19 protein-coding genes are annotated in these 22,724 nt (G+C 62.8%); 7 read left to right on the top strand and 12 right to left on the bottom strand.

Annotation, left to right across the window (positions count from 1 at the left end; genetic code table 11):
- Positions 1 to 11 precede the first annotated feature (11 nt).
- From HOP59_RS03235 to HOP59_RS03220, 4 genes are all read left to right on the top strand, one after another.
- Positions 12 to 887 carry an AEC family transporter gene (locus tag HOP59_RS03235; protein ID WP_234252766.1) on the top strand — a complete coding sequence of 292 codons (876 nt, stop codon included), beginning with the start codon at positions 12 to 14 and terminating at the stop codon, positions 885 to 887.
- 92 nt (positions 888 to 979) lie between these two features.
- On the top strand, positions 980 to 2,134 hold the full coding sequence (locus tag HOP59_RS03230) for a PQQ-dependent sugar dehydrogenase (RefSeq protein WP_234252765.1): 1,155 nt from the start codon (positions 980 to 982) through the stop codon (positions 2,132 to 2,134).
- A 65-nt stretch (positions 2,135 to 2,199) separates the two neighbouring features.
- A complete protein-coding gene (locus HOP59_RS03225; protein ID WP_010629581.1) occupies positions 2,200 to 3,657 on the top strand; it encodes a sensor histidine kinase in 1,458 nt (485 codons plus the stop codon).
- Positions 3,654 to 5,042 (top strand): sigma-54-dependent transcriptional regulator, encoded by a 1,389-nt coding sequence (locus tag HOP59_RS03220; RefSeq protein ID WP_234252764.1) that lies wholly within the window; start codon positions 3,654 to 3,656, stop codon positions 5,040 to 5,042. The genes HOP59_RS03225 and HOP59_RS03220 overlap by 4 nt, the downstream gene beginning before the upstream one ends.
- Before the next feature lie 241 nt (positions 5,043 to 5,283).
- On the opposite strand, the gene HOP59_RS03215 is transcribed toward HOP59_RS03220, so the two are convergent.
- The 6 genes from HOP59_RS03215 to HOP59_RS03190 all read right to left on the bottom strand — a co-directional run bounded on the left by HOP59_RS03215 (position 5,284) and on the right by HOP59_RS03190 (position 11,149).
- The gene (locus tag HOP59_RS03215) at positions 5,284 to 5,847 is read right to left on the bottom strand and encodes a hypothetical protein (RefSeq protein ID WP_141638672.1); all 564 of its coding nucleotides are present in this window, start codon (positions 5,845 to 5,847) and stop codon (positions 5,284 to 5,286) included.
- Positions 5,848 to 5,954: 107 nt separating this feature from the next.
- Positions 5,955 to 6,377 carry a hypothetical protein gene (locus tag HOP59_RS03210; RefSeq protein WP_010629585.1) on the bottom strand — a complete coding sequence of 141 codons (423 nt, stop codon included), beginning with the start codon at positions 6,375 to 6,377 and terminating at the stop codon, positions 5,955 to 5,957.
- Between the two features lie 267 nt (positions 6,378 to 6,644).
- Positions 6,645 to 7,496 carry an ABC transporter permease gene (locus HOP59_RS03205; protein ID WP_010629586.1) on the bottom strand — a complete coding sequence of 284 codons (852 nt, stop codon included), beginning with the start codon at positions 7,494 to 7,496 and terminating at the stop codon, positions 6,645 to 6,647.
- Between the two features lie 3 nt (positions 7,497 to 7,499).
- A complete protein-coding gene (locus tag HOP59_RS03200; RefSeq protein ID WP_035591745.1) occupies positions 7,500 to 8,753 on the bottom strand; it encodes an ABC transporter permease in 1,254 nt (417 codons plus the stop codon).
- Positions 8,754 to 8,832: 79 nt separating this feature from the next.
- On the bottom strand, positions 8,833 to 9,954 hold the full coding sequence (locus HOP59_RS03195) for an extracellular solute-binding protein (protein ID WP_010629588.1): 1,122 nt from the start codon (positions 9,952 to 9,954) through the stop codon (positions 8,833 to 8,835).
- A 49-nt stretch (positions 9,955 to 10,003) separates the two neighbouring features.
- On the bottom strand, positions 10,004 to 11,149 hold the full coding sequence (locus tag HOP59_RS03190; RefSeq protein WP_010629589.1) for an ABC transporter ATP-binding protein: 1,146 nt from the start codon (positions 11,147 to 11,149) through the stop codon (positions 10,004 to 10,006).
- A gap of 567 nt (positions 11,150 to 11,716) precedes the next feature.
- On the opposite strand from HOP59_RS03190, the gene HOP59_RS03185 reads away from it, so the two are divergent.
- Both HOP59_RS03185 and HOP59_RS03180 read left to right on the top strand, forming a co-directional pair.
- Positions 11,717 to 13,396, top strand: a complete 1,680-nt coding sequence (locus HOP59_RS03185) for a BCCT family transporter (RefSeq protein ID WP_010629590.1) — start codon at positions 11,717 to 11,719, stop codon at positions 13,394 to 13,396.
- A gap of 242 nt (positions 13,397 to 13,638) precedes the next feature.
- Positions 13,639 to 15,423 carry a putative bifunctional diguanylate cyclase/phosphodiesterase gene (locus HOP59_RS03180; RefSeq protein ID WP_234252763.1) on the top strand — a complete coding sequence of 595 codons (1,785 nt, stop codon included), beginning with the start codon at positions 13,639 to 13,641 and terminating at the stop codon, positions 15,421 to 15,423.
- Between the two features lie 31 nt (positions 15,424 to 15,454).
- On the opposite strand, the gene HOP59_RS03175 is transcribed toward HOP59_RS03180, so the two are convergent.
- The 3 genes from HOP59_RS03175 to HOP59_RS03165 all read right to left on the bottom strand — a co-directional run bounded on the left by HOP59_RS03175 (position 15,455) and on the right by HOP59_RS03165 (position 18,611).
- Entirely contained in the window at positions 15,455 to 16,180 is a 726-nt protein-coding gene (locus HOP59_RS03175) for a 3'-5' exonuclease (RefSeq protein WP_010629592.1), read from the bottom strand.
- A gap of 3 nt (positions 16,181 to 16,183) precedes the next feature.
- Positions 16,184 to 18,103, bottom strand: coding sequence for a DUF294 nucleotidyltransferase-like domain-containing protein (locus HOP59_RS03170; RefSeq protein WP_234252762.1), 1,920 nt, complete (start codon positions 18,101 to 18,103; stop codon positions 16,184 to 16,186).
- A 118-nt stretch (positions 18,104 to 18,221) separates the two neighbouring features.
- Positions 18,222 to 18,611, bottom strand: a complete 390-nt coding sequence (locus HOP59_RS03165; protein WP_010629594.1) for a DUF4168 domain-containing protein — start codon at positions 18,609 to 18,611, stop codon at positions 18,222 to 18,224.
- Positions 18,612 to 18,824: 213 nt separating this feature from the next.
- Here HOP59_RS03165 and HOP59_RS03160 point away from each other — a divergent pair, with 213 nt between their 5' ends.
- Positions 18,825 to 19,739, top strand: coding sequence for a DMT family transporter (locus HOP59_RS03160; protein WP_234252761.1), 915 nt, complete (start codon positions 18,825 to 18,827; stop codon positions 19,737 to 19,739).
- A 26-nt stretch (positions 19,740 to 19,765) separates the two neighbouring features.
- Here HOP59_RS03160 and mtgA read toward each other — a convergent pair whose 3' ends face one another.
- From mtgA to HOP59_RS03145, 3 genes are all read right to left on the bottom strand, one after another.
- A complete protein-coding gene (gene mtgA, locus HOP59_RS03155) occupies positions 19,766 to 20,479 on the bottom strand; it encodes a monofunctional biosynthetic peptidoglycan transglycosylase (protein ID WP_234252760.1) in 714 nt (237 codons plus the stop codon).
- Positions 20,480 to 20,503: 24 nt separating this feature from the next.
- The gene (fghA, locus tag HOP59_RS03150) at positions 20,504 to 21,358 is read right to left on the bottom strand and encodes an S-formylglutathione hydrolase (RefSeq protein WP_234252759.1); all 855 of its coding nucleotides are present in this window, start codon (positions 21,356 to 21,358) and stop codon (positions 20,504 to 20,506) included.
- 149 nt (positions 21,359 to 21,507) lie between these two features.
- Entirely contained in the window at positions 21,508 to 22,617 is a 1,110-nt protein-coding gene (locus HOP59_RS03145; protein ID WP_234252758.1) for an S-(hydroxymethyl)glutathione dehydrogenase/class III alcohol dehydrogenase, read from the bottom strand.
- Positions 22,618 to 22,724: the final 107 nt, after the last annotated feature.

The raw sequence follows: 22,724 nt of genomic DNA, 5'->3' as shown, positions 1-22,724 counted from the left end.
AAGGATGCTCGATGATCCCCGATCTCTTCGCCGTCATGGCCCCCATTCTGGCCGGTGCCGGACTGGGCTTCACGTGGATCCGCCTGGGACATCCCTTTCCCGTCGACTTCGTCACCCGCCTGGTCTTCAACATCGGCACGCCGGCCCTGGTCATCGCCTCGCTCACGGGTGCCGACATCGATGCCGGCAGCTTCGGGCGCACCATGCTGGCCACCGCCCTGGTGATAATACTGATGGGCGGCGCCACCTTCGCCATGGCGCGGCTGCTGAAGCAGGATTGGCGAGTGTTGCTGGCCCCGATGATGTACCCCAACACCGGCAACATGGGCCTGCCGGTGGTGCTCTACGCCTTCGGCAGCGCGGGCTTCGCTTTCGGTATCACGGTAATGGTGACGGTCTCGCTGTTCCAGTTCACCATCGGCGCCATCTTTGCCAGTACCGGCAATCCTTTGAAGACTCTGCTCAGGACGCCTACGGTTTACGCTATCCTGATAGCACTGCTCCTGCTGCTGACGGATACCGGGCTGCCGCTGTGGCTGGCCAACAGCGTCGACCTGATCTCGGGTTTCACGGTGCCGCTGATGCTGATCACGCTGGGGGTGTCGCTGGCGAGCATCAAGGTGAAGAACCTGAAAACGGGCATCGGTTTCAGCCTGCTGCGCATCCCCATCGCCGCACTGTTGGCCTGGGGTATCGGCACGCTGCTGAACCTGCCGCCGCTGGCACTCAGCATCCTGATATTGCAGATGTGCATGCCGGTGGCGGTGTTCAACTACCTGTTCGCTCAGCGCGCCAAGCGGGAACCGGAATACGTTGCCAGCCTGGTGTTCTGCTCGACGTTGCTGGCGCTGTTCTACTTGCCCATTCTGCTGGCTATCCTGATGTAGCCGGCAAGCGAGACCGAGGGGTGAAGGGAACACCCCGGCTGCACCACAGTCTCTATCTTCTGGGGCGGCAAAGAAATGCAAGGGAGGAAGTCATGCACGAAGCAAACAAGCCATTGTCCGTCGTTGTGCTGGCAGGTATCGCGGCAAGCGGTACTGTCCTGGCCACCGCAGCGGTCGGCGCCGAAGTCATCGAAGAGAGTCTCTCCACCGAACACTTGGAGCTGCGCCTGGAGCGCATTGCCGAGGGTCTCGAGAACCCCTGGGCGGTAACCATGCTGCCCGACGGGCGCTTTCTGGTCACCGAGCGGCCGGGACGCCTGGCGCTGATCGATGAGGACGGCAGCATCACGCATCTCGAGGGCGTGCCCGAGGTCAGCGCTCAAGGCCAGGGCGGCCTGCTCGACGTCACGCTGCACCCCCGCTACGGTGACGGTGAGCACGACTGGCTCTACTTCACTTGGAGCAAGCCCGGCGACGGCGGCACGGCAACGGCCTTGAACCGCGCCAGACTGAGCGACGATGCCCTGAGCGACGTCGAGACGCTGTTCGAACAGGACCGCTTCTCCGGCCCCGGGCGGCACTATGGCTCACGGCTCGCCTGGCTGCCCGACGAGACCCTGCTGATGTCCATCGGCGACCGAGGCACACCTGAACGCGCCCAGGCGGCAGACGATCATGCCGGCAGCGTGCTGCGGCTAGCCGCCGACGGCAGCGCTCCCGACGACAACCCCTTCACCGACGAAGATGCCACCCGGGCCGAGATCTACACCCTCGGCAACCGCAACATCCAGGGCATGGTGGTGACCGAGCAGGGTGAGGTCTGGGCCACCGAACACGGCCCCTTCGGCGGCGACGAGCTCAATCTCATCGTCGCGGGAGAAAACTACGGCTGGCCCGAGGTCAGCCAGGGGCGCGACTATGGCACCCGCGAGCCCATCGGCGAGGACTCCCTGCCGGGAATGCAGGATCCGATCCACGTCTTCGAAGCTCCCTTCGCCCCCTCCGGTCTGGCTCAGGTGACCTCGGTCACCTTCGGCGAGTGGCAGGGCGACCTGCTGGCCGGCGGGCTGCGCGGCGAGCGGCTGTACCGCTTGTCGATCGAGGGAGAGCAGCTGGCCGACAGCGAAGTGGTGCTGGACGGACAGATCGGACGCATCCGCGGCGTGCACCAGGGGCACGATGGTGCCATCTACCTGGTCAATGACGAGGCGCAAGGCAGCCTCTACCGGCTACGGCCGGTGGAGTGACTCAAGCGCGGCACCGGTCCGTGTGGGCTGGTGCCGCATTCGTCTAATGCTGCCTGCGAGATGCCATGCGCCTACGCAATCTCATCCTCATCACCGTCATAGCACCGCTGTTCCTCGTGCTGCTGATATTCAGCCTGGTGGCCATCAAGTCGCTCGAGGATAACGTGCGCACTCGCCTCGAGCGGGAAGTCCAGGTCATCACCAATGTCATCGGCACGACCCTGAGCCACGCCCTCAGCCGCAACGCCACCGAGCCGCTCGAGGAGTCGCTCTACTCCGCGTTCTCCTTCCATCGTATCTACGGCGCCTATGTCTTCGACGCCAACGGACGAGAGATCTACGGGCTCGGCCTGGGGCAAGCCCTGTTCAGCCCGGAAACCATCCGCGAGGTCGCCGAGCGCGGCGAAATGCGCGCGGCCTATCGCGAACACGACGGCTGGCATTACTACTCCGCTCTGAAGCCGCTGATGTCCAACACCGGCGAGGTGCAGGGCGTACTGCAGGTCAACCGGCTCAACACCGGGATCGAGAACTACACCGGTTTTCTCAGCCAATTGGCGCTGCTGGCATTCGTCGTCGGCGCGGCCGGGATCGTGCTGGGTATCTGGTGGGGCTTTCGCCGCCATATCGAGCGCCCGCTGGAGCGGCTGCTGGCCGTCATGCAGCGAGTGGAGGCCGGCGACCGGGAGCAGCGCGCCGAAGCCGAGGGTCCGCAGGAGTACGAACGCCTGGCGGTGGCCCTGAATGGCATGCTCGATGCCATGGCCGAGAAGGACGCCGATATCGAGACACGTCGGCGTAAGGAGATCGAACTCGAGAAGCGACTGCGCAAATCGAAGAAGCTCGCCGAGCTCGGCGTGCTGGCTGCGGGTGTCGCCCATGAAATCGGCGCCCCGCTGACGGTGATCAACGGCCAGGCGCAGCGCCTCTCACGCCGCGAGACGCTCACCGATGCGGACCGCACCAGGCTTGGTCGCATACGCGGAGAGGTGGAGCGTATCGTCGAGATCGTGCGCCAGCTGATGGAACTGGGCCGGCGCCACAACGTCGAGAAGGAGCCGCTGCAGCTCGCCGAACTGCTCGAGACCACCCGCGAACTGGTCGAGGAGGATTTCGAACAAAGCGACATCCGGCTCGAGCTCGACCTGCCCGCGACGACACCGCCGCTGCTGGCCAACGGCCAACAGCTGATACAGGTACTGACCAACCTGCTACGCAACGCGGCACAGGCCAAGGGCGTCGAACGCGTGCGCATCCGCGCACAGGACAAGGAGGGCTGGTTGACTCTGTGGATAGAGGACGATGGCCCGGGAATCTCCGACCAGGACAAACCGAAAGTCTTCGACCCATTCTTCACCACCAAGCCCGTGGGTCAGGGCAGCGGTCTGGGATTATCCATGGTACATCGAATCATTAACGATCATGGCGGCACTGTCGGTGTTTACGACAGCGAGCTGGGGGGAGCCGGCTTCGAGATCGGGCTGCCACTGAACGATAGCGATGAAGGAGGGACTGCCACGTGACAGGAAGCCACACCCAATCCGATCTGCCGATACTGGTCGTCGAGGATGACGCCGCCATCCTGGAGCTGCTCGAGGAAGAGCTCCAGGAAGCCGGCTACAAGACGCTCGGTGTCAGCAGCGCCGAGGAAGCCATGCTCACCTTGAGCCACAGCGAAGTGGCCATGATCATCAGTGACGTGCGCTTGCCCGGCATGAGCGGCATGCAGCTGCTCGAACAGCTTCGCCAGGAGGGTAGCCGGGTAGGTTTCATCGTGATCACCGCCTTCGGCACCATCGATCAGGCCGTGGAGGCGCTGAAGATCGGAGCCGACGACTTTCTGACCAAACCGCTCGATCTGGAAAGCGTGGGCGAAGCGGTCTACCGCGTGCTGGAGAACCGGCGTCTGGCCGAACGCTTCCAGCAGGGAGAGTCGCCCGGTCATTTCCATGGCATCGTTGGGGAGAGCGAAACGATGCAGGCGCTGTTCCACGATGCGGCACGCCTGGCCAAGAGCGACGCGCCGATTCTGATCCTCGGCGAGAGCGGCACCGGCAAGGAGCTGTTGGCGCGTGCCATTCATGCCGAAAGCCCCCGCGCCGCCGAACCCTTCATCGCCGTCAATTGCGCCAGCATTCCTTCGGAGCTGATGGAGAGCGAGTTCTTTGGCCACGTGAAGGGGGCGTTCACCGGTGCCAGCGATTCGCGCCAGGGCCTGTTCCAGGCGGCCAACGGCGGCAGCTTGTTCCTCGATGAGATCGGCGAGATGTCGCCCGGCCTGCAGGCCAAACTGCTGCGCGCCCTGCAGGAGAAGATGGTCAAGGCCGTGGGTGCCGAGAAGGAAGAGTCGGTGGACGTGCGCATCATCGCCGCCACTCACCGCGACCTCGAGCAGGAGATCGAGAGCGGCAATTTCCGCAGCGACCTGTTCTACCGGCTTGAAACCTTCTCCCTGCGCATTCCGCCCCTGCGCGAGCGCCAGGGCGACATCGAACGCCTGGTCTCGGCGCTGATCGAGAAGCACGCCACTGCCCAGGGCAAGCGCATAGAAAGCGTGGAGCCTGTGGCACTCCAAACCCTGCTCGACTACCCATACCCCGGCAATGTGCGGGAGCTCGAGAACGCCATCATGCGGGCGGTGACCCTGGCCGAGGAAGGGCTGCTCAGCCACGCCGACCTGCCGGAACGCATTCGTCAGCATGGCCAGGAGCAGCGTGGCGTGGTACGTCAGATCGAAGCCGGCAGTGCCCTCGTCGCTCGCAGCCAGCAGAGCTGGCCGAGTCTCGAGGAAGTCGAGAAGCGCTATATCCAGAAGGTGCTGGAGGCCACCGGAGGCAACAAGCGGCGCACGGCGGACATTCTCGGCATCGCCAGACGCACGCTCTACCGGCGGCTGGAGGAGGATTGACGACTATTCAGACGTTACGACCCGAACGCAACTGACATAGCGACAGGACATAGGGACAGGAAACGTAAAAAAGCCCCCGTGGGAGCGCGGGGGCGAAGTACGCCATGCAACTCGCTGACGGTGCAAGGGGGGAGGGTGGCGGGCCGTCAGCCAATTGCGGCGCGTCATTTTGATCACGCATCCTTGCGTTCGCTATACATTTAGGAAGCCCCAGCCAACCGACTGGGGCCGAACCTGGAAATTAAGTGTCTTGTTCCGGATATTCCCACTCATCTGACTCATCGCCCGGCATAGCTTCGGGACCATCACCGAAACCGGGCTCTTCACCAGGTGCAGCTTCGGTACCAGGCATAGCAGGATCGGCACCCGGTTCAGTGGCCCCGTCAATGCCGGGGGCAGCCGGGTCACCGGGCTCGACACCTGGGCCGGCTTCATGCCCCGGCGCAGCCTCGGTGCCTGTGCCTGTGCCTGGCGCAGTCTCAAAGCCAGGATCGGACTGCTGCATACCCGGATCTTGCATTTCTCCCGGCTGCGCTTCGGTACCCGGCATGGCAGGATCAGCGCCCGGCTCAGTAGTTCCATCAATGCCCGGCGCGGCCGGGTCGCCGGGTTCGACGCCCGGACCGGCTTCATGGCCCGGTGCCGCCTCGGTCGCCGGATAATCACCAGGCTGTTCGGCACCTGGCTGAGTCTGGAACTCGTCCTGCTGAGTCTGGGTCTGCTGGGCCAGCGCGAACGGGCTGGCGGTCAGCCCCATGGTCACACCAACGATGCCTAGCTTCTTCAGAAATTCCTTGGACATCATGATTCCACCTCCTGCGGTATCGCCTTGCGCGAAGTGTGATGGGCGTCCTGCCCTGAGCCGCCACCGTCCCGATGGCGGCACGAAGCGAAAGGGGTCAGATCGAAAGATCAGTTACCACCTTGCTCTTCTTCCTCTTCAACCAAGGGATCGTCGACCTGTCCTTGGTCCATTGTGTCCTGCTGGCCTTCGAGCTCGTCCTCATCGGGAACCGGCTCTTGCTCGGCTTCAGGCAGCGGGTCTTGCTCGGGCGTTACGTCACCCATGCCCTCAGGGCTCTCCTCGGCCCCGGTGATCGGCTCCGCCGAGCCGTCTCCAGCCGCCGTATCAGTCTGATCGATGCCCGGATCGGCCGTGGTGTCCTGCATCGGGGAAGTCTGTTCTTCCGTGACTGGACGCTCTTCCTCGACAGGCGGCACATCATCGTCATTGCCGCAACCAGCAAGAGACAACGTCCCTAGCGCCAGAGCCACTGCCGAGGCCAAGGCGGTCAGCTGCCTGGCAGGTTTGCTTGCACGCTTTCTATGGCTCATCTGGGTTCCTCTCCCTGATTGATTCATTCTCCTCTAGATAGCAGCACAGGTCGTGCCACTCTTCCTGATATTTCTTATAATATATAAAAAACAATAAGTTAGACATAAAACCGTGAAGACGAAGTACTCTGAAAATCGGCAAGAAAGGTGGTTCAAACTGACACATGGGCAGCTTTGCCACAGCCCAAACCCGGCTGCTCACGACAAACAGGGAGACGTCGTCGAGACGTCTCCCTGTTTGTCTTTGCCGAAGCGAGAGGGTAGGTATTATTCCGGCGCGACGCCCCGCAGCCGCTCACTGCGCCGACGCAACAGCTCCAGCGTCGTCAGCAGCAGCATGGAGAGCAGTACCAGCAGTGTGGCGACGGCGAGGATGGTCGGGCTGATCTGCTCGCGAATGCCGGACCACATCTGGATCGGCATGGTGCGTTGCTCGGGGCCGGAAATGAACAGCACCACCACCACCTCATCGAAGGAGGTGATGAAGGCGAACAAAGCACCGGATACGACCCCCGGAGTGACCAATGGCAGCACGACCTTGAAGAAGGTTCGTGTCGGATTGGCGCCCAGGCTGTGGGCCGCCTTGATCAAGGTCGTATCGAAGCTCGACAGCGTTGCCGTCACGGTGATCACGACGAAGGGAATCCCGAGCGCGGTATGCGCCAGAATCACACCGAGGTAGGTCTGGGCCAGATTGACCTTGGAGAAGAAGAAGAACATGGCGGCAGCAGAGATGATCAGCGGTACGATCATCGGCGAGATCAGCAGCGCCATGATGACACTGCGAGCCGGCATATGGCGGCTCGACAGCCCCAGTGCCGCCACGGTGCCCAGGATGGTCGCCAGGATCGTCGAGGCGATGCCGATGATGAAGCTGTTCTTGATCGCGTGCAGCCAGGCTCGTGAGGTGAAGAAGTCCTGGTACCAGCGCAGCGAATAACCCGCCGGATCGAGAGACAGCATCTCCTGGGAAAAGGTGAAGTAAGGCTGCGCATTGAAGGACAGCGGGATGATGATCAACAGCGGCCCCACCAGGAACAGGAAGATGAGCGCGCAGATACCGAGGAACACGTAGTGCCAGATGCGCTCGCCGCGGGTGGCATAGGAAGGAATGGCCATCGTTTACCCCAGCTTGACCTTGTCGACGCCGATCAGGCGATTGAAGACCAGATAGAACACCACCACCACGAACAGCAGGATCGAGGCAATTGCCGCCGCCAGGCCCCAGTTGAGGGAGGTCTGCATGTGGTAGGCGATATAGTTGGTGATGAAACGCCCCGACTGGCCACCGACCAGCGCCGGGGTGATGTAATAGCCGATCGAAAGGATGAATACCAGGATCCCCCCGGCGGCAATGCCCGGAATGGTGAGCGGGAAGTAGACGCGCCGGAAGCACAGGAACGGCCGGCCGCCCAGGGAGCGCGCCGCACGCATGTAGCTCGGCGGGATGGTCTTCATCACCGAGTACAGCGGCAGAATCATGAACGGCAGCAGGATGTGGGTCATGGCAATGATGGTGCCGGTCTTGTTGTGGATCATCTGCCAGCGCGCCTCGTCGGCGATCACCCCAACGGCGACCATCAGGTCGTTGAGCACCCCCTGGGACTGCAGAATGGCGATCCAGGTCGTCGTGCGTACCAGCAGCGACGTCCAGAATGGCAGCAACACCAGAATCATCAGCAGGTTGGAATAGCGCAGCGGCAGGCTGGCCAGTAGGAAGGCCACGGGATAGCCAAGCAGCAGTGTCAGGACGGTGATGACCAGGCTCATCCATAGCGTGCGCCAGAACAGAGTGACGTGCAGGCGCTGGGATTCGGGTGCGCGAACGATCTCGCCATCGGGCGTGAGTTGGCGGTCCACCGCCGCCAGGTAGTAGCTGATCGTCAGCGGCGAGGCCTCGCGCTGTATCAGCTTCCAGGTATCGAGCTCGCCCCAGGTGTCATTGAGTTCGATCAGCGCTTCACGGTAAGGGGGTTCGAGCGTGCCAAGGCCGCGGGCGGTGCGGGTGATGGTCGAGCGCATGCCCGACTTCTCATAGTTCAAGCGGCTCGACAGCAGCCCCAGGTTACGTGCCTGCTGCCCTTCGCGCAGGTCCTCGGCCAGCGCCGCGAAGACCTCTTCCCCGGGCAGCGACTCTCTGTCCCAGCCCTCCAGGGCTTCGACGGTGCGCGACAGATGGGTCGACACTTCGGGATTGTCGACGCTGCGCCACAGCATCTCGAAGATGGGCATGACGAAGGCGACGACGAGAAACAGCAGCAGCGGCGATACCAGCAGGAAAGCCTTGATCTTCGAGCGCCTCACGGCGCGACGCAGGCTGACCTTTAGCGGCACGCCATCGGCAGTGGTCAATGGGGATGCAGGTGAATCGGACACTCTGGCCCTCCGGAAGGCAACATGACGACGAAGGCAGCGGATACCGCCGCCCGGCCTGTAGCCGGGCGGCGGTCACACCTTACTGAGCCAGCCAGGCGTCGAAGCGCTGATTCAGCTCGTCGCTGTAGTCGGCCCAGAACTCATCGTCCTTCTGGATCGCAGTAGCGAAGTTGGGCGGGAAGGTCGGCATGTGCGGCATCATGTCGATACCCGTTTCCGCATGTACGGAGACCTTATCCGAAGAGGAGTAGCGGGCCGGGCCATAGGAGATGTACTGAGCCTGGTCGGCCAGCCGCTGGGTGTCGGTGGCGAAGTGGAGATAGTCGCGCACCTTGTCGAGCTTGCCGGTCGGTACCACCCAGCCATCCAGCTCGAAGACCTGGGCGTCCCAGATGATCTCGAAGGGCTGGTTCTCGCTCACCATGGCATCGAAGATACGACCGTTGTAGGCCGAGGCGAAGGCGACCTCACGGTCCGCCAGCAGCTGCGGTGGCTGCGAGCCCTCTTCCCACCAGATGACATGATCCTTGATGGTGTCGAGCTTGGCGAAAGCACGCTGAATGCCCTCTTCCGTCTCGAGCATGTCATAGACGTCTTCGCGGTCGACGCCATCGGCGATCAGGGCCCACTCCATGTTGTTGATCGGCCGCCGCATCAGAGCACGCTGGCCGGGATAGTTCTCCAGGTCGAATACGTCCTGGATGGTGCTCGGCTGCTTGTCCTCGGGGAACATCGAGCTATTGAAGGCCACGATGTTGGAGTAGACGATCGAGGCCACGAAGCATTCGCCCAGCGCGCCATCGACGAAGTCTTCACTGGCAGGCGTCCCGTCGGGTGCCGGCGCCAGCAGCTCATCGTGATCGAGCGGCTCGATGAGACCCTCGGCACAGGCGATCATGGCGTCTGCAGGCAGCATGTCGACCAGATCCCAGGTGACGTTGCCCGCTTGGGACTGGGCGCGCAGGCCGGCCAGGGCGTTGGCACTACGGTCGATGTTGACGATATTGTCGCCGGTCTTCTCCATCCAGGGCTCATGGTAGGCACGCTGCTGGCTCATGCTGTAGGCGCCACCCCAAGAGACGATGTTGAGCGTCTGCTGAGCCTGGGCAACGCTCGCCAGCCCCATGACCGAGGCGCCGGCCACGGCACATACCATCAGCTTGAGTGCCGGTTTCCCTGCTTGTTGAGTGTCACGTTTCATCGTCCACCTTCCTCTTTTTTCTTGTTGAACTGCATGGGTTCGACATAGATCAGGCGTCCAGCGCCCGACAGTCGCTGCTGGACCAGCCGATATCGACCGACTGCCCCGGCCTCAGCGATGCGTAGTGCTTTGCATTGGGTGTCTTGAGGATGAACTCGTCGGTGCCACAGACGCTGACCCGCGTGCGCAGGTGGTCGCCGAGATAGATCACCTCTCTCACCTCGGCGCGAAAACGGTTGTCGAACGACGCTTCGGCACCACTCGCTGCGATGTCGACACGCTCGGGGCGCAGCGAAAGCGTGGTACGCGCACCAATGCCGCCGGCGGCAACGGGCTTGGCCAGCACCGTTTCACCGCTGTCGAGGCGCACCTGGCACTTGTCGCCGATCATTTCGGTCACTTCGCCGTAGAGCCGGTTGTTCTCACCGATGAAGTTGGCAACGAAAGCGTTCTCGGGGGCCTCGTAGAGGGTTTCTGGAGCTGCCAACTGCTGCACGACGCCATCGTTGAACACGGCGATACGGTCGGACATGGTCAAGGCTTCGGTCTGGTCGTGGGTCACGTAGATCATGCTGACCCCCAACTCGGCATGGATGCGCTTGATCTCGTACTGCATCTCCTCACGCAGATTCTTGTCCAGCGCGCCCAGCGGCTCGTCCATCAGTACCAGTTCGGGCTCGAAGACCAGCGCCCGGGCCAGCGCCACCCGCTGCTGCTGCCCGCCCGAAAGCTGCGCCGGCCGGCGGTCACCGAAATTCTCCAGACGCACCATGGCCAACGCCCGCGCCACCTTGCGCTTGATTTCCGCCTTGGAGAGACGACGAACCTCGAGCGGGAAGGCAAGATTTTCGGCAACCGACATATGGGGGAAGAGCGCATAGTTCTGAAACACCATGCCGATGCCCCGCTTGTGCGGCGGCAGGTCGTTGATGGGCTCTCCCTTGAGCAGAATCTGGCCATGGGTGGGAGTCTCGAAGCCCGCCATCATCATCAGACAGGTAGTCTTGCCAGATCCAGAAGGGCCTAGCAGGGTGACGAATTCGCCCTTGTGAATGTCGAGGTCGAACCCCTTCACCACCAGCTCGACGCCGTCGTAGCTCTTCTGGACATTGATGAAACGGACAAAGTGCGCTTCCGCTGCGTGACTGGTTTCACTTGCGCTGTCATTGCGCTCTTGTTGCAAACTTTCGTTCATGCAGGGTTCTCACTCACAACCAGATCCGGCAAAGCCGTGTGACTTCGCTCACGCAAGCTGGCTGGTTCTTTATCGTTGTAGCCACCTACCCTATGCGTTACCCGCTATCCACCGCAATCCCAGCTGTGTCCAAAAAGCGTTGAAGCAAAGACGGGACAGACGAGACCTTATCGATTACGCATCGTTACCCAACAAAACCCGATGATTACGCTCTATTTTTCCGCCCAATCCTAATTAAAGCGAGGGGAATACGGATGCCTCGGCAGGCAAAACCTTTTTGTGTATAATTTCTGTCCACAATAATGTCGCTATGGGTGCGGTTCTTAGCGCTATCAAGCTGGCAGCGCTCGTCAACGATGCCAGACTTGACGTGGGGGCCACGGTGTCTTCTTGCACACCTCGGAACACCTCACTTTGGCTGCGCCAACAACATGGCATGCAAAGCAAGGTCATGATTTCCATTGACCTTACCATCTAGGGACTTGCGCCCTCTTGTTAGCCGCCGGTCAATCCGGCATCACCGCAACAAATATCATAACACCACCATCCTCGTACCAGGACGTTTCAATGGGAGAGCATAACGTGGACAACACTTCTCGCGACGAACGCCACAAGGAGGCCGAGACCTCCGAAGGCGTGCCGGCTCCGGAAGGACCGGCCAACCTGATCGACACCGACTACGTCATCGGCCAGGACAATCTGGCCACCGACAAGCTCGGCTTCAGCATCGACCTGCACGGCAAGGTATTTACCATCTCGGCACTGGTCACGGTGTTCTTCGTGGTAATCACCCTTGCCCTGCAGGCCGAGGTCGAGCCGCTGTTCAACGCCATGCGCGACTGGCTTACCGGCAACCTGTCCTGGTTCTTTCTGCTGGCCGGCAACATCTTCGTACTGCTGTGCCTGGTGCTGATCGTGTCGCCGCTGGGCAAGGTGCGAATCGGCGGCATGCATGCCAAGCCGGACTTCAGCTATAGCGGCTGGTTCGCCATGCTTTTCGCCGCCGGCATGGGCATCGGCCTGATGTTCTACGGCGTATCCGAACCCATGTCGCACTTCGGGGCGGCCATGGGCGGCACTGACGTCGAGAATGGCGTACGTACCGACTGGGCCCCGCTCGGCGCTGCCGCCGACGACCCTGCAGCCGCGGCCCGTCTGGGCATGGCCGCCACGATCTATCACTGGGGGCTCCACCCCTGGGCGATCTACGCCGTGGTGGCACTGGCACTGGCCATCTTCTCTTTCAACAAGGGCCTGCCGCTCACCATGCGTTCGATCTTCTACCCGATTCTGGGCGAGCGGGTATGGGGCTGGCCGGGCCACATCGTCGATATCCTGGCGGTCTTCGCCACCCTGTTCGGTCTAGCCACCTCACTGGGTCTCGGCGCTTCCCAAGCCTCGGCAGGGCTGAGCTATCTGTTCGGCGTGCCCGAGACCGACGCCACCATGGTGCTGCTGATTCTGGGCATCACCGCCATTGCTATCGTGTCGATCCTGGCCGGCGTCGACAAGGGCGTGCGCAGGCTTTCCGAGATCAACATGGGCCTGGCCGTACTGCTGCTGCTGTTCGTGATTCTGGTGGGGCCGACCGTGTTGATCCTCACCGGCTTCTTCCAGAATCTCGGCGCCTACATGGTCAACCTGCCGGCACTCTCCAACCCCTTCGGCCGCGAGGATGCCAACTTCACCCAGGGCTGGACCGCCTTCTACTGGGCCTGGTGGATCTCCTGGTCGCCCTTCGTCGGCATGTTCATTGCCCGCGTCAGCCGTGGCCGCAGCGTACGTGAATTCCTGACCGCCGTGCTGCTGGTTCCCTCGCTGGTCTCGGTGCTGTGGATGACCGCCTTCGGCGGCACCGCCATCAACCAGCTGGTCGGTGCCGGCTTCGAAGGCGTACAGGACGCCGCCCTCGAGCTGCAGCTGTTCGTCATGCTGGGCGAACTGCCGCTGACGGCCATCACCTCGTTCGTGGGGATCGTGCTGGTGGTGGTGTTCTTCATCACCTCGTCGGATTCCGGTTCGCTGGTGATCGATACCATCACCGCCGGCGGCAAGGTCGATGCACCCAAGCCACAGCGAGTGTTCTGGGCCATCATCGAAGGCGTCATCGCCATCGCCCTGCTGCTCGGCGGCGGCCTGGTCGCACTGCAGGCGATGGCGGTTTCCACCGGGTTGCCCTTCACTCTGGTGCTACTGGTGGGCTGTTATGCCATCATCAAGGGGTTAATGAGCGAGCCTCGCGGCTGATCCTCGAGCCACCCTGCCAGCGCGGCCACGGAAGGCCGCCCGGTCCCGAGTCTTGTGTCTCGTCAAGTCCAGTGAAGCAACTCTCACCGGCAGAAGCGATATCACGACAAGACTATGGGGACTGAGAAAAATCCCATTAGTCAAGTGGTTCATGCTCCATACGGCCACTAGTAACCCGCCACCGCTTCGGGCATATTTCGAATAGATCATTACAACTATGCCGAAGGAGCCGTTCTACGCCCATGATGGCACCCGAAGACGCCTTTCGTCTGCTCGCCGATGGCTTGGGCAAGGCCGGCACTCCCCTGGCGTTCGACCATCTCGTCGAACGGATCTCCGCCATTTTCGATGGAGAGCACGTGCTTATCGGCAAGCTGCTTTCCGATAACGCCACTATCCGCACCGTCGCCTTCTGGTCGCATGGCTCACTCCAACCCGCCGCTGTCTACACGCTGGCTGGCACGCCCTGTGAGCACGTGCTGAACGACGAGGTGTGCGAATTCACCGAGGGTGTCTGTCAACGCTTTCCGGACGATGTCATGCTGCAGGAGTTGGGGGTCGAGAGTTACGTAGGCGTTCCGCTACGCTCCCCCCAAGGCCACCTCGTCGGCCTGTTGGCCGTACTTTCGAGCCGGCCGCTCGATCTTGCCGCCTATGGTTCAGAGGTGCTGCGCATTGCCGCTGCTCAGGCAGGCGCCGAGATGGCACGCCGATCCGAAGAGGAAAAGCGGCGCAGCAGCGACTACCGCATTCAGCAGCTCATCTACTGGGACAGCGTCACGGGGCTACCCAACCGCCGCTGCCTCATGGAGCGGCTGGAAGAGGCCTGCGAGCAGGCTCGACTGCGCGACAGCTGCCTGGGACTGATCTATCTCGACCTGCAGCGCTTTCGTCAAATCAACGATACTCAAGGCCACGAGCTGGGCGACCAGGTGCTCGCCGAGATAGCCAGTCGTTTCAGCGCCCAGGCAGAGGCGGGTGAGTTCCTTGCCCGGCTGGGCGGAGATGAATTCATGGTGCTGCTCACCGACACCCGGCCAGCGGCCATGGCGCATGCCATCGAGCGCTATCGCAACAGCCTGCTGGCGCCGATTCTGCTGTCGGAGCGAAGTTTCTCGATTTCCGCGAGCGTCGGAGCCGCGCTGTTCCCACGCGATGCCGATAACGCTCAGTCGCTGTTTCAGCACGCCAGCATTGCGCTCAACCATGCCAAGCGCGACAGCAGCCGCACGCGATTCTTCACCGCCACCATGGCCGATGAATTACAGCAGCACGAAATATTGCAGCTGCGTTTCAGCGACGCCCTGGCCAAAGGCAAGCTGTCGCTGGCCTTTCAGCCTCAGTTCAGCCTCAAGAGCGGCAAGCTGATCGGCGCCGAAGCCCTGTGCCGCTGGCACGATGAGATCCTCGGCCAGGTCAGCCCCGGCATCTTCATCCCCTTGGCGGAGGAGCAGGGCCTCATCCGGCCACTGGGCGAATGGGTGCTGGAAGCCGCCTGTCAGCAGATCGCAGCCTGGGAGCGACAAGGCAAACCGTTTCCGGGCCGGCTCAGCGTCAACGTATCCGCCCAGCAGATGGATGACCCACGTCTTGCCGAGCATATCCAGCGCATCGCCACCCGGGTCTCCCCCGGCAAGCTGGGGCTGGAGCTGACCGAAAGCGGCCTGATGCGTAACCCCGAGCAGACCGTGCGCATCACTCGAGCCCTGTGCAAGGCCGGTTTCAGTCTGGCCATCGACGACTTTGGTACCGGTTACTCCTCTCTCACTTACCTCAAGCGCTTTGCCGCCGACACCCTCAAGATCGACATGTCCTTCGTCCAGGACATGCTCAAGAGCAGCCACGATCACGCCATCGTTTCCACCATCATCGCCATGGCCCAGACCCTGGGCATGCAGACCGTGGCCGAAGGGGTCGAGGAAGCCGAACAGGCCGAGGCACTGCGAGCCCTTGGCTGCACCGGCGTGCAGGGCTTCCATTTCGGCCGTCCCGTGGATGGCAACACCTTCGCCGAGCTGTGGCTGTAGGCGAATCCCGCCAAGCGCTGCAGGCTTAGTCTCAGGTCCAGAGCTTGCCTACCGGCGTCGCGGCATCGTAATGCTTGGCTACCTGCGCCTGGAACAGCTCGGCCGTGGCCAAGGCATCGACCAGGGCATGGTGGCCCTGGTAATCCGGTAACCCATAGCGCCTCCGACTGTCTCCCAAACGTATCGAAACCGGCGGCCGCCGCATCCATCGCTGCAGCCGAGCCCACAGCGAGAGCCGGTGCAGCCGCGCTTCCAGTGACATGGTATCGATCATCGGAAACCGCGCCCCTTCCCCCAACCGCGCCTTGATCGCGTCGGCGAGAAAAGGCCGCTCGATATGGCGGAAGTGCACGACGACGATACGCCCGGCCAAGGCCTCGAGGAGTTCGGGAAGGATGTCGCCGAAATCGGGGGCTTCGGCCACTTCGGAATGCGTGATGCGGTGCAGGGTGATGGAAGCATCGGAGAGCGCACGGCTGGGGCGCACGACCCAGTAACGCCGCAGAGCCAGCGGTATGCGCGACAGGCTGAAGGGCACCAGACCGATGCTCACGATGGCGTGACGCTGAACGTCGAGCCCGGTGGTTTCCAGGTCCAGAGCGACCAGCGGTACCTCGCCGATCGGCGTCTCAGGCGCGGGACAACCGGCGGCGAAGAAGGCTTTCAGCAGCGGATCGTGGGCAGCGTCGGCGCGCTGTTGCAGGTAGGCGGGCCACTCCTGCACCTGTGAGCGCGATGCCAGGCGATGGGACAGCATGCTTCAACGATCCCGGCCGGTGGGTCCCGGTATCGGGTAGCGATACTTGAGGAACTTCTGGGCACGACTGAGGACCTGAAACGCATCCTTGAGATGGTGGCGCTCGCTGTCGGCGACGTTTTCCGGCTCGATGTTGTTGTCCGGCTCGTGCTCCTGCTGAAGATCGATGACCTGATGGCGAATCCGCACCATGGAGAGCAACTCCATGGCATGGCGCAGCTTGGCATCGACGCCCGGCGCCAACAGCTGCGTGGCGGCGATGGCATCCAGCCGCTCGAAGCTGTTCTGAGCCCTTGAGCCACAGGCCAGAGCGTGCACGCGTATCAGATCGACCAGCGGCGCCGTGCCCCGACGCTTGAGGTTGATGGAGTTGTTGTGCTTACCATCCTTCTCCATCACGAAGGTACGAAAGAAGCCCAGCGGCGGCGTACGGTTCCGCGCATTGCGTGCCACTGCGGCCAGAAACCGGGGGCTGCGCGGTGCCTTGTCGGCGATGAGGTCCTGCAGCTGCTCGATGTAGGCTTCCTCGCCGTAGGCGCTGTCCAGGTCGAAGAAGATCGAACAGTGTAGCAGGCGCTCCGGGGTGGGCGAGTCGATCCACTCGCTGAAGTAGCGCTTCCACACCTTGAGTGGCTGTCGCCACCTGGGGTTGGTGGCCATGACCTCGCCCTTGCAGTAGGTGTAGCCGCAAGCCGCTAGCCCATCGCTGACGAACTTCGCCAGGTTGGCGAAATAGTCGTCATGCCGGGCCGGATCGAAGTCGTCGGCCAGGATCAAGGCATTGTCCTGATCGGTAACGACGGTCTGCTCGTTGCGTGCCATGGAACCGTTGACCATGAAGCAGTACGCCACGGGCGGTGGACCCAGCGACGCTTCTCCCAGCTCCAGCAGCCGCCGCACGAAGCTGCGCCCGATGGTGGAGAGCGCCGTTCCCACCATCTGCGAGTTTGCCCCCTCTTCCACCATGCGTACGAAGGCGACACGCACGTCCGGGGCCAGCCGCGCCAGCCCTTCGACGCTGGACTGATGAAAGATGTTACTCACCAGGTAGAGGCTGCTGTGGGTCTCGTAGCGGATGATGTCGGAGAGATGGACGATGCCCATCGGCCGCCGACGATAGAGCACCGGCAGGTGATGGATATTGTTGCGCAGCATGCACAGCATTGCTTCATGCACGGACTCGTCGGACTGAATCGTGATCACTCTGCCCCCCGTCAGCTCCCCCACCGGGGTGTCGGGCGGCAGACCCTCGGCCACGATGCGCGTACGAAAGTCGCTGTCGGTGAGGATGCCCCGCAGCCGCCAGGGGCGGTCCTGGCTGTCGGTGAAGGTGTGACGAGGATCGTGATCGTCGCCGGGTTCATCGAGGATCAGCGCCGACGATGCCTGAGCCTCGGTGATCTGGCGCGCCGCTTCCTGCACCGTAGCACTGGCCTCGACCATCACCGGGTAGCGAGTGAGCAGCTTGCGCACCCGGGTGATCATCATGTCGTTGGCCTTTTTGTGCTGCTCCACCGCCGCTTCCAGCCGCGGGCGCTCCAGCTCGACGAAGTCGGAGAAGTGCTCGTCGGCCTCGCACAGGCGCACGAAGAGAGCCTCGGGAATGAAGTAGATCAGGGTATCTTCCAAGGCGCGGGCAGGGAAACGCACCCGGTGGTTCCTCAGCAGACTGAAGTGGCCGAAAATGTCCCCTTCACCCAGGCGATTGTAGAGATCGCCCGTACGGCGCCGCACTTCCACGGCTCCGCTGCGAATGTAGCAGAGTTCATGCAGCTCCTGATCGAACTGCAGAATGTCGGACCCCGCCTGAAAGTAGCCCACCTCGACCTGCCCGGCCACCTCGTCGAGCAGCTCATCGTCCAGGGCTTCGAAAGGCGGGAAGCGTCCCATGTGCTGGCGTATCTCGAGTACTTCCGCATCCATGTCGCATCGGGCTCCCTATGGCGGTAACGACGTGCCTCGACAGAGTAAAGGGGGGCAAATGCCAAACACAAGAAAGGCCGCTCGAAGCGGCCTTTCCAGTCAGTTTGGCTAGCGTCGTTTACGACTGCTCGGCCATCTGCTGCACGCGCTGCATCAGCTCCGGATCCTGCTGGATGGCATGGCCGATGGCATTGAAGGTATCCACGTCGAGACCGTTCTCCTCGACCACCTCGACCATACGGTCATTGGCTTCCATGCGCACTTCCTGCTGGGCCTGCTCGTCTTCGGCCGCATGCAGACGCTCGGTGTACTCCTGTGAAATCACGGCGATTTCCTGGGAGGCATCGGCAAACTGCTGAAGCTGATCATCGGAGAAGTCCTGAGCGGGTGCCTGCGCTTGCGGCTGGGCTGCCGGGTCCTGGGCGGGATCTTGCTGAGCGTGTGCCTGTGCGGTCATCAGCCCGGCGGTGAGCAGGGCGGCCGAGAACAGTGCAGTCATCCGTTGCATGAATACCTCCAAGGGGTGTTGCGGTGAATGTAGGGAGTCTGACGAGCGCAAGCGCTCGGAGTTCAGTTTTTAATGTTACGTAATGTAATTTTTTGGCCTTTTCACTGCGCGGCCTGAAACCGTGTGGAAAAAGTTAACCTGCTAGCTTTCGTCACCAGCGGCAACCAAGTATCGTCGACAGCTTCACGACAGCACTTCAAGGACGCTCCTGCGATGCCAAGCACCGCCACTTCACGCTTCGATGCCGCGTTGCTGGCCAGCATGCCGATTCTCTTCGTCGCCCTGTGGAGTACCGGCTTCATCGGCGCCAAGTTCGGCCTGCCCCATGCCGAACCCTTCACTTTCCTGTTCATTCGCTTCGTGCTGACCCTGGCCCTGCTGATCCCGCTGGTCAAGCTACTGGGCAGCGCCTGGCCCGCAGGCTGGCGGCTCAAGGGTCATATTGCCGTCTCGGGGCTGCTGGTGCACGGCGCCTATCTGGGCGGCGTCTTTTACGGCATCTACCTGGGCATGCCGGCGGGTCTCACGGCCTTGCTGGTCGGCCTGCAGCCGCTGTTGACCGCTACCCTGGCCGGGCCGATGCTGGGCGAGCGCATCGCTGCCACCCAGTGGCTGGGGCTGGCGCTGGGCCTGATCGGCATCACGCTGGTGCTGGGCAGCAAGCTCGACCCGGGAGCCGAGCTGTTCCAGGGCTTCGGCCTCGGCGCTCTGGCCTGCGTTCTCGTCGCCCTGGCCGGCATTACCCTGGGCACCCTGTATCAAAAGCGCTTCTGCACCGGTATGCCGCTGCTCTCGGGCACGGTGGTGCAGTACCTCTCCTCCGGCGCCCTGCTCGGCTTCGGCGCCCTGCTGCTGGAGGAGCGGCACGTCGAATGGACGCTCACCTTCGTACTGACCCTGGGCTGGCTGGTGCTGGTGCTGTCGATTGCCGCCATTCTGCTGCTGATGGCGCTCATCCGGCGCGGAGAAGCCTCCCGCGTGGCCAGCCTGTTCTACCTGGTGCCCCCCGTCACGGCACTACAGGCCTGGTGGCTGTTCGACGAGCGCCTGCCACTGGCGGCACTGGCAGGCATGGCCGTAACCATCGTCGGAGTCGTGCTGGCAGCTCGCGGCCAGAGGCGGCGATAGAGAGGCAATAGAAAGAAGTGGCTGCGTCAGTTGGCGGCCAGTTGCTCGAGATAGCGCGGCCCGCCAAGGTTGCGCATCTGCTGGCGAATCCACTGGCTGCGACGCTCCACGTGAGGGCCAGGCCGGGCAGCATCCCAGGCCCTCGGATTGGGCAGGATCGCTGCCAAACGGCTGGCCTGCACTTCATTGATGCGATCCGCAGAGACGCCGAAATAGCGCTGTCCGGCTGCTTCCAGGCCGAATACGCCGTTATCCCACTCGGCAATGTTGAGATAGACCTCGAGAATGCGCTGTTTGGGCCACAGCGCCTCGATCAGCACGGTGAACCAGGCTTCGAACCCCTTGCGCAACCAACTGCGCCCCGTCCACAGGAACAGGTTCTTGGCCGTCTGCTGGCTGATGGTACTGGCACCGCGCAAACGCCCGCCGTTGCGGCTCGCCTCCCAGGCGCGGCGCATCTCGTCGACATCGAAACCGCGATGGATCGGGAAGCGCTGGTCCTCGGCGGCGATCACCGCCAGCTTGGCATGATCGGAGAGCTCACCCCATGGCCGCCACTGATGCTGAATGGTCAGCGACTCCCCCGCCATCCAGGACTGCACCTTGCGCTCCAGCATCACCATGGAGCCGTACACGGGTACATGGCGCAGCAGCATGACCGCGAGGATCGACAAGATGACGAAGGCGGCCCCGGCAAGGGCCGCCCAACGCAGCACGCGGCGTAGCAGGACACTGATCATGCAGTGCCCTGTGCAGGGGGAGAATCAGCGCTTGGAGAGATGCTCCGCATGGTAACGCAGGTGCTCCTCGATGAAGCTGGCAATGAAGAAGTAGCTGTGATCATACCCCGGCTGACGGCGCAACGTCAGGGGGTGATCGTGCTCTTCGCACACGGCCTCGAGCCGCTCGGGCTTGAGCTGCTCCTCGAGAAACTGGTCTGCCTCGCCCTGATCGATGAACAGGTGCTGTGTCGACGCGCCCTTGGCCACCAGCTCGCAGGCGTCATACTGGGTCCAGGCGCCGGGATCGTCGCCCAGGTAGCCGCGGAACGCCTTGCGTCCCCAGGGGCACTGGGTGGGATTGACGATGGGCGAGAAGGCCGACACCGAACGATAGTGGCCGGGTCGGCGCAGCGCCAGTATCAGCGCACCGTGACCACCCATGGAGTGTCCGCTGATCGCCTCACGACCATTGAGCGGGAAGTGCTGGCGCACCACCGAAGGCAGCTCCTCCGCCACATAGTCGTACATGCGATAGTGCTTCTTCCACGGCTCCTGGGTCGCGTTGACGTAGAAGCCCGCCCCCGAGCCGAAGTCGTAACTGTCGTGCTCGCCGGGCAGATCGGTACCGCGTGGGCTGGTGTCGGGGCAGATAATGGCGATGCCGAGCTCGGCTGCCACACGATGCGCCCCGGCCTTCTGCATGAAGTTCTCGTCCGTGCAGGTCAGCCCCGACAGCCACCACAACAGCGGCACGCGTTCGGTCTCGGCCTGCGGCGGCAGGTAGATGGCGAACTCCATCTCGCAGTCCAGCGCCCGCGAGCGGTGCCGGTAGCGCTTGTGCCAGCCGCCGAAACTCTTGTTGCTCGAGATCGGCTCGAGGTTCTCGGTCATGCTCATCGTTCGGTCTCCTTACCCTCGCCGCCCAGCGCTATAGGCTGGGCGGCTCGTCAGTCTGGGCGCGAGCGCCTGTTATAGACGCGACACGCGGCTTCGGGCGTGGCTAAAATGCGGCGCCTGTTAATAGTGGGCGCAGCGCCGGGCGCCTATCAAAAGTGAAGCACCGTACGAATGCTCTTGCCCGCGTGCAGCAGCTCAAATGCCTCGTTGATCTGCTCGAACGGCATGTCGTGGGTGATGAACTCGTCGATCTTGATCTCGCCGTCCATGTAGCGCTGCACGTAGCCGGGCAGCTCGCTGCGCCCTTTCACCCCGCCGAACGCCGAGCCGCGCCACACCCGGCCCGTGACCAGCTGGAACGGCCGCGTGGAGATCTCCTCGCCGGCCCCGGCCACGCCGATGATCACCGACTCGCCCCAGCCCTTGTGGCAGCACTCCAGCGCCGAGCGCATCACGTTGACGTTGCCGATGCACTCGAAGGAGTAGTCGACCCCGCCGTCGGTCATGTCGACGATCACCTGCTGGATCGGCGCCGAGTGCTCCTTGGGATTGACGAAGTCGGTGGCACCGAACTGGCGCGCCAGTTCGAACTTGTCCGGGTTGACGTCGATGGCGATGATGCGGCTGGCCTTGGCCATCTGCGCGCCCTGGATTACCGCCAGGCCGATGGCGCCGAGGCCGAACACGGCGACGGTGGCACCCGGCTCCACCTTGGCGGTGTTGAGCACCGCACCGATGCCGGTGGTCACGCCGCAGCCGAGCAGGCAGATCTTGTCCAGCGGCGCCTCCTTGGAGACCACCGCCAGGGAGACCTCGGGCAGCACGGTGTATTCGCTGAAGGTGGAGCAGCCCATGTAGTGGTGCAGCATCTTGCCGTCGAGCGAGAAGCGCGAGGTGCCGTCGGGCATCAGCCCCTGGCCTTGGGTGGCGCGCACCGCCTGACACAGGTTGGTCTTGCCCGAGCGGCAGAACTTGCACTTGCCGCACTCGGCGGTATAGAGCGGGATGACGTGATCGCCGGGCTCGAGGCTGGTCACCCCTTCGCCCACCGCCTCGACGATGCCGGCGCCCTCGTGGCCCAGCACCGAGGGGAACAGACCCTCGGGGTCGGCGCCGGAGAGCGTGAAGGCGTCGGTGTGGCACACGCTGGTCGCGGCGATACGCACCAGCACCTCACCCGCCTTGGGATCCTGTACGTCGATTTCGGTGAGCTCGAGGGGCTTGCCCGCTTCCAGCGCAACGGCGGCACGCGACTTCATACCTTTCTCCTGATGGTTTGGCGATCCAGTGTGTAACGATTCCTATCAGTCTAGGTGCGCTAGGCGCTATGATGATACTGAAACAGCGACACAACATTATTCCTGCT

Origin of the sequence: Billgrantia aerodenitrificans, from assembly GCF_021404405.1 — a bacterium.
Taxonomy (GTDB): Bacteria; Pseudomonadota; Gammaproteobacteria; order Pseudomonadales; family Halomonadaceae; genus Halomonas; species Halomonas aerodenitrificans.
The sequence above is the reverse complement of the archived record's forward strand: the minus strand, read 5'-3'. Positions and strand labels throughout refer to the sequence as shown.

Excerpts from the sequence above, each read along its gene's own strand:
- HOP59_RS03235 (WP_234252766.1), top strand. The coding sequence starts at position 12 with ATGATCCCCGATCTCTTCGCCGTCATGGCCCCCATTCTGGCCGGTGCC.
- HOP59_RS03230 (WP_234252765.1), top strand. The coding sequence starts at position 980 with ATGCACGAAGCAAACAAGCCATTGTCCGTCGTTGTGCTGGCAGGTATC.
- HOP59_RS03225 (WP_010629581.1), top strand. The coding sequence starts at position 2,200 with ATGCGCCTACGCAATCTCATCCTCATCACCGTCATAGCACCGCTGTTC.
- HOP59_RS03215 (WP_141638672.1), bottom strand. The coding sequence starts at position 5,847 with ATGATGTCCAAGGAATTTCTGAAGAAGCTAGGCATCGTTGGTGTGACC.
- HOP59_RS03210 (WP_010629585.1), bottom strand. The coding sequence starts at position 6,377 with ATGAGCCATAGAAAGCGTGCAAGCAAACCTGCCAGGCAGCTGACCGCC.
- HOP59_RS03205 (WP_010629586.1), bottom strand. The coding sequence starts at position 7,496 with ATGGCCATTCCTTCCTATGCCACCCGCGGCGAGCGCATCTGGCACTAC.
- HOP59_RS03195 (WP_010629588.1), bottom strand. The coding sequence starts at position 9,954 with ATGAAACGTGACACTCAACAAGCAGGGAAACCGGCACTCAAGCTGATG.
- HOP59_RS03190 (WP_010629589.1), bottom strand. The coding sequence starts at position 11,149 with ATGAACGAAAGTTTGCAACAAGAGCGCAATGACAGCGCAAGTGAAACC.
- HOP59_RS03185 (WP_010629590.1), top strand. The coding sequence starts at position 11,717 with ATGGGAGAGCATAACGTGGACAACACTTCTCGCGACGAACGCCACAAG.
- HOP59_RS03180 (WP_234252763.1), top strand. The coding sequence starts at position 13,639 with ATGATGGCACCCGAAGACGCCTTTCGTCTGCTCGCCGATGGCTTGGGC.
- HOP59_RS03175 (WP_010629592.1), bottom strand. The coding sequence starts at position 16,180 with ATGCTGTCCCATCGCCTGGCATCGCGCTCACAGGTGCAGGAGTGGCCC.
- HOP59_RS03170 (WP_234252762.1), bottom strand. The coding sequence starts at position 18,103 with ATGGATGCGGAAGTACTCGAGATACGCCAGCACATGGGACGCTTCCCG.
- HOP59_RS03165 (WP_010629594.1), bottom strand. The coding sequence starts at position 18,611 with ATGCAACGGATGACTGCACTGTTCTCGGCCGCCCTGCTCACCGCCGGG.
- HOP59_RS03160 (WP_234252761.1), top strand. The coding sequence starts at position 18,825 with ATGCCAAGCACCGCCACTTCACGCTTCGATGCCGCGTTGCTGGCCAGC.
- mtgA (WP_234252760.1), bottom strand. The coding sequence starts at position 20,479 with ATGATCAGTGTCCTGCTACGCCGCGTGCTGCGTTGGGCGGCCCTTGCC.
- fghA (WP_234252759.1), bottom strand. The coding sequence starts at position 21,358 with ATGAGCATGACCGAGAACCTCGAGCCGATCTCGAGCAACAAGAGTTTC.
- HOP59_RS03145 (WP_234252758.1), bottom strand. The coding sequence starts at position 22,617 with ATGAAGTCGCGTGCCGCCGTTGCGCTGGAAGCGGGCAAGCCCCTCGAG.